A 5,326-nucleotide genomic window follows, 5' to 3' on the forward strand; every position below is an offset into this window, starting at 1 on the left:
TGCGTGTCCCGGCTGGAGTCGGGCACCCCGCCCGGCACCAGCGGCACCGCACCCCGCCGCTGCGGCCCGGCGGCCGCAACGGGCGCCGGCGCCGCGGCACCCGCTTCCGGACGGGCGGCGCCGGGCGCCTCCTCCGGTTCGTCGATGTCCAGCGGCGGCAGCCCGGCCAGCGACGGCAGCAGCTCCCGCAGCCGTGCCCCCAGCTCGGTGGCCCGCAGCCGCGAGGCGGGGGCCTTGGCGAGGCACTGCACGACGAGCTGCCACAGCTCGTCGGGGATGCCCGGCAGCGGCGCCACCGTCTCCGTCACGTGCCGCCGCAGCACCGCGCCCGGGTGCCCGCCGCCGAACGGCGTGAAACCGGCCAGGAGCTCGTAGAGCACGGTCGCCAGCGCGTAGACGTCGACGGAGGCCCGCGGCGGCAGGCCCTCGATGATCTCGGGGGCGAGGTAGTCCGGCGTGCCGATGATGCTGCGCTGGCCCGGCGTGCGGCCGCCGGAGCCGCCGGGGCCGCCGCCCGGGGAGTCGACGAGGCGGGCGATGCCGAAGTCCGTCAGCAGCGCCTGGTGCGCGCCGCCGGGGCCCAGCGGGCCCTGCATGTCCAGCAGGACGTTCTCCGGCTTGACGTCGCGGTGGATGATGCCGGCCGCGTGGGCGGCGGCGAGCCCGTCGGCGACGTCGGCGACGATGGCGACCGCGGCCTCGGGCGCGAGGCGGCGCTCGCGGTCGAGCCGGGTGCGCAGGTCCGTGCCCCGGATGAGGTCCATGACGAGCGCGAGGTCGGCGCCGTCGACGACGAGGTCGCGGACGCCGACCACGTTCGGGTGGTCGAGACCGAGGAGGGCCGCGCGTTCCTGGACGAAACGGCCGACGAGCTCCTGGTCGGAGGAGAGGTCCTCGCGCAGAAGCTTGATCGCGACCGGCCCCTCGGGACCGTCGCCGAGCCACACCGTCCCGGCACTGCCACGGCCGAGGACCTGGTGGGCGGTGTACCGGCTGCCGATCTTCCGTGCCAAGACTGTTCCCCGACTCCTCCGTCATCCGGCCGTCTTGCGACTGGCGCGCTGGCGCTGGCGACCAAGCTACTGCCAACCGTCACCGGGAACGCAGAAAAACCCCCGCCGGTGTCGACATATCGATGACGTCACCGGCGGGACTGCCAGGTCGCGGGGCGTACGGGGCTACCCGTGGGAACCGAGATTCGACACCCAGTCCTTGACGGCGGTGCCCCAGCTCCAGAGCGTGTCCCAGTACCCCTTGCCGTCGGCCACCCATGACTTGAGCGGGGTGAACTCCCAGAGCAGCCAGGAGCCGACGACCAGCAGCACGATCATGAACAGGCAGCCCTTGAGGCAGCCCAGGCCGGGGATCCGCATGGGGTTCGCACTGCGCTGCCGCGGCGGGCGCGGCTCCCGGCGCGGGGCCGGCTCGGGGGCCGGCGGCGGGGCGTACGGCTGCGGCGCGGGCTGCTGGTAGCGCGGCTGCTGCCGCTGGGACCGCTGCTGAGGCTGGGGCTGCGGCGGCTGCCGCCGGGGCGGACGCTGCTGCTGCGGCTGCGGCGCGTAGGGCTGCGGCTGGGGCGCGTACTGCTGCGCGTAACCCTGCTGCCCGTAGGGCTGCCCCTGCTGTCCCTGCTGCCCGGACCGGCCGCCGTACTGCTGCTGTTGGGCCTCGCGGCGCGTGGGGCGGCGGCGCAGCGGGTCATCGGCGGGGTCGAGGTACTGCAGCTGCGTCTGCTCGTTGCGGTCGCGGGCGGCGGCCATCTGCGTCTGCCACGGGTGCGGGCCGTCGGCCTGCGGGGCTCCGGGCGGGACGGGCGGCATGACGCGAGTGGGGTCGCCGCCCTGCCCGGCGGCGGGGCCGGTGGGCGGGAGCACCTGGGTGGGGTCGGCGTTCGGGCCGCCGCCCCTGGACAGCACCTGCGTCGGGTCCGCGTTCGGGCCGGTGCTCGGCAGGACGCTGGTCGCGGCGTTCGGGTCGTACCCGCCCGGCTGCTGCGCGGACAGCACCTGCGTGGGGTCGGCGTCGCCGGAAGCCGGGACGCCGGGCATGCCGGGGGCGGTGCCCTGGCCCGTGCCCGGCACCGTGGCCGGCTGCGGGTCGGGCGCGAGGAGCGCGGCGACCCCGAGGGCCGCCTCGGCCTGGTCCGGGGAGGCGTGCACGCCGACGCCCGCGGCGACGACGCGCAGGGCGCGGGCGAGGTTCTCGGCGCTGGGCCGCACCTCGGGCCGCTTGCTCAGGCAGCGCTCGATGACCGTCCACAGCGGCTCGGGGACGGTGGTGGGGCGGCGCGGCTCGGCGCTGAGGTGCTGGTGCAGGACCTCGAGCGCGGTCGCGCCGGCGAACGGCGGGCGGCCGGTGACCAGTTCGTACAGCAGGATGCCCGCGCCGTAGATGTCGACGGCGGAGGTCTGCGGACGGCCCTCCGCGGACTCGGGCGCGACGTACGCGGGCGTGCCGACGAATTCATGGGTGCGGGTGAGGCCCGGGGAGTCCGCGAGGCGCGCGATGCCGAAGTCGGTGAGCATCGGGTGCATCTGTCCGCCGTCGCTCTTGAGGAGGACGTTGGCGGGCTTGAGGTCGCGGTGCACGATGCCGTCGGCATGGCTGGCGGCCAGGGCGTCGGCGATCTGGGCGGTGAGGAGGGCGGCGGCCACGGGGGTGAACGGGCCGTTCTCGCGCAGGTAGCGGTGCAGGTCGGGACCGTCGATCAGGTCCATGACGAGCGCCAGCAGATCGCCCTCGACGACGAGGTCGCGGGTGCGGACGATGTTGGGGTGGGTCAGCCGGAGCAGGACGGAGCGCTCGCGCAGGAACCGCATGACGACGTCGGCGTCATTGGCCAGCTCCTCCTTGAGGACCTTGATCGCAACGGTCTCGCCGGGCTGCCCGGCGACGGCCGCCTCGGCACCGGCCGCCTCCCTCTGGCGGGCTCGCCAGACGGTGCCCGTGGCTCCGCGTCCGAGCGGCTCCTCGAGCAGGTACTTGCTGCCTACCGGCCGCACGTCATGCGCTCCCTGGTCGTGATCTGCTGGGTCTGAATCGGCCTGGCCCCGTACTCGGCCTTCCGCCCACTGTAGTGCCGGTCCGGAGGCCGCCGGCGGCCGTGATGCGGATGCGGCACCACGGGCTCACGGGGAAGACGCGACGCGAGCGGGGATGGTTGCCGGCGGCGTGGCGGCCGACTGGGGCGACCGCACGCTTTCGGCAAGAAACCGCAAGAAACAAGCCGGTTCACGGACACGGACAGCACACAGGAAACAACAAATCGGCCACCGGCTGACAGTGATGCAGGAGTGCCCCCATCCTCGGAGGGTCGTTCAAGATCACGAATTGGCTCGCACCGGGCGCGTTGTCGGCGGCAGGTGCGAGGATGCTCGCAGCACGGATGCGGCGGGGAGGGAGCGGGAGGCCCCGCGCGACGTGGTGACCTGTACGTGCCGATGCGCCCGTGCACGGCCGGAGGGGACGAGCCGCCCCCGCCCGGCCGGCCGGGGCAGGAAGGGACCGTTGACGGCGATGCAGATCCGGCTGACCGTCCTCGGGCCGCTCGGCGGCCACACCCACGGCGCCGCCGCGGCGGCGCACGTCTCGTGCGACGTCCTGGTGACGGCCCCCGTGGGCACCGCCCTCGCCGGCGTCGCGAGCGGCCTCGCGGCCGCCGTCGCCGCGGCCGGCTCCGACCTCGGCACGGGTGCCGTCGCGGTCTACGCCGGCACCGAGCGCCTCGACCTGCAGCGCTGCGCACTCGGCGAGCCGCCGCTGATCGACGGCGCCGTCCTGTCCCTGAACGCCCCGGCCGACCCCGAGCGGCACGCGGGCGTCCTGCTGTCCGGCGTCCCCGAGTCCGCCGCCCGGCTGCACGTCGTGTCCGGCCCCGACGCGGGCGGGGTGCACCTGCTGCACGGGGGCGAGGTGCGGGTGGGCCGCTCCAGCGGGGCGGACGTGCCGCTGGACGATCCGGACGTGTCCCGGCTGCACTGCGCGGTCACACTGTCCGACGACGACGGCAGCATCACCCTGCACGACCTGGGCTCGACGAACGGCACGGTCCTCGACGGCGAGCGCGTGGACGGCCGGGCCGTCCCCTTTCCCCCCGGTTCCCTGCTGCGGGTCGGCGAGTCGACCCTGATCCTCCATGCGGGCCCCGGCGACGGCGCCGAGGCGACTCCGCGGGTCCTGCCGGCGTCGCCGGACGGCGAAGGGCACCTGCGGGTGGGGCAGTTGACCTCGCCGGGCCGATCCGTGAAGCTGCCGGGGCAGCAGGGTGTGGTGGGGGGGCAAGGAGGAAGTCCCTTGCCCCATGGAGCGGTTCGGCCTGGTGGGCGGGGCGAACACGATGCCGTTCGCCCCGGCGGGCAGCCGGCCGCGCCGGGAGGCGGCGGGGCGCCCTTGGCGGGGCAGCCCGCTGCGGGGGTGCCCACGGCGGCCTCGGCGTACGGCGCCGGGCAGCACGCCGCGGGGGCGCCGGTGGCGGGCGCGGGTGATGGGGGTCGAGCAGCCGCGTACGACGCGGGGCAACGTGTTCCGGGAGCGTCCACGGGGGCGGTGGCCGACGGCGGACAGGCGGGCGCGTACGGCGCCGGGCAAGCCCCGGGAGCGCCGACGACGGCCTCGGCCGACAGCGGGCGGGCAGGCGCGTACGACGCGGGGCACCAGGCGCCGGGAGCGCCCCGGACGGCCGCCTACAGCACGGGGCAACACGCCCCGGCAACGAACCTGACGGCCGACGGCGGGCGGGCGGGAACGTACAGCGCAGGGCAGCACGCCGCGGGGATGCCGACGACGGCCCCGGCCACCGACGAACGGGCGGGCGCGTACGGCGCGGGGCACCAGGCGCCGGGAGCGCCGTCGACGACCGTGGACGGGCGAACGTCCGCCTACAGCACGGGACAGCACGCCCCGGGAACGCACCTGACGGCCGACGGCGGACGAACGGGCGCGTACAACGCAGGGCCACGCACCCCGGGGACGCCGACGGCAGCATCGGCCGACGACGGACGGATGTCCTCGTACGGCCCGGGGCAGCACGCCCCGGCAACACCCCAGGCAGCCAACAGCGGACAGGCGCCCGCGCACAGCCCCGGGCGGCACGCCCCCACGGCGCCCGCGGCCGACAGCGGGCGGGCATCCTCGTACGGCCCGGGGCAGCACGCCCCAGGAACACCCCAAGCAGCCAACAGCGGACAGGCGTCCGCACACAGCCCCGGGCGGCACGCCCCCACGGCGCCCGCGGCCGACAGCGGGCGGGCATCCTCCTACAGTGCCGGGCAACACGGCCTCGGAACGCCGGCCGACGCCGGACAGGCGTCCGCGTACAACGCCGCCC

At 76.1% G+C, this 5,326-nt stretch carries 3 protein-coding genes; 1 reads left to right on the forward strand and 2 read right to left on the reverse strand.

What is annotated here, in order from left to right:
* Both HG542_RS33575 and HG542_RS33580 read right to left on the reverse strand, forming a co-directional pair.
* The coding region (locus tag HG542_RS33575) for a serine/threonine-protein kinase (protein WP_171088172.1) at window positions 1–1,013 on the reverse strand (1,013 nt) is incomplete at its 3' end.
* 165 nt (window positions 1,014–1,178) lie between these two features.
* On the reverse strand, window positions 1,179–3,002 hold the full coding sequence (locus HG542_RS33580) for a serine/threonine-protein kinase (RefSeq protein ID WP_171088174.1): 1,824 nt from the start codon (window positions 3,000–3,002) through the stop codon (window positions 1,179–1,181).
* A gap of 514 nt (window positions 3,003–3,516) precedes the next feature.
* Between HG542_RS33580 and HG542_RS33585 the strand changes: the two genes are divergently transcribed.
* On the forward strand, window positions 3,517–5,326 hold a 1,810-nt coding region (locus HG542_RS33585; RefSeq protein ID WP_171088176.1), incomplete at its 3' end, for an FHA domain-containing protein.

This window comes from Streptomyces morookaense, from assembly GCF_013030945.1.
In the GTDB taxonomy this organism is placed as follows: domain Bacteria; phylum Actinomycetota; class Actinomycetes; order Streptomycetales; family Streptomycetaceae; genus Streptomyces; species Streptomyces morookaensis.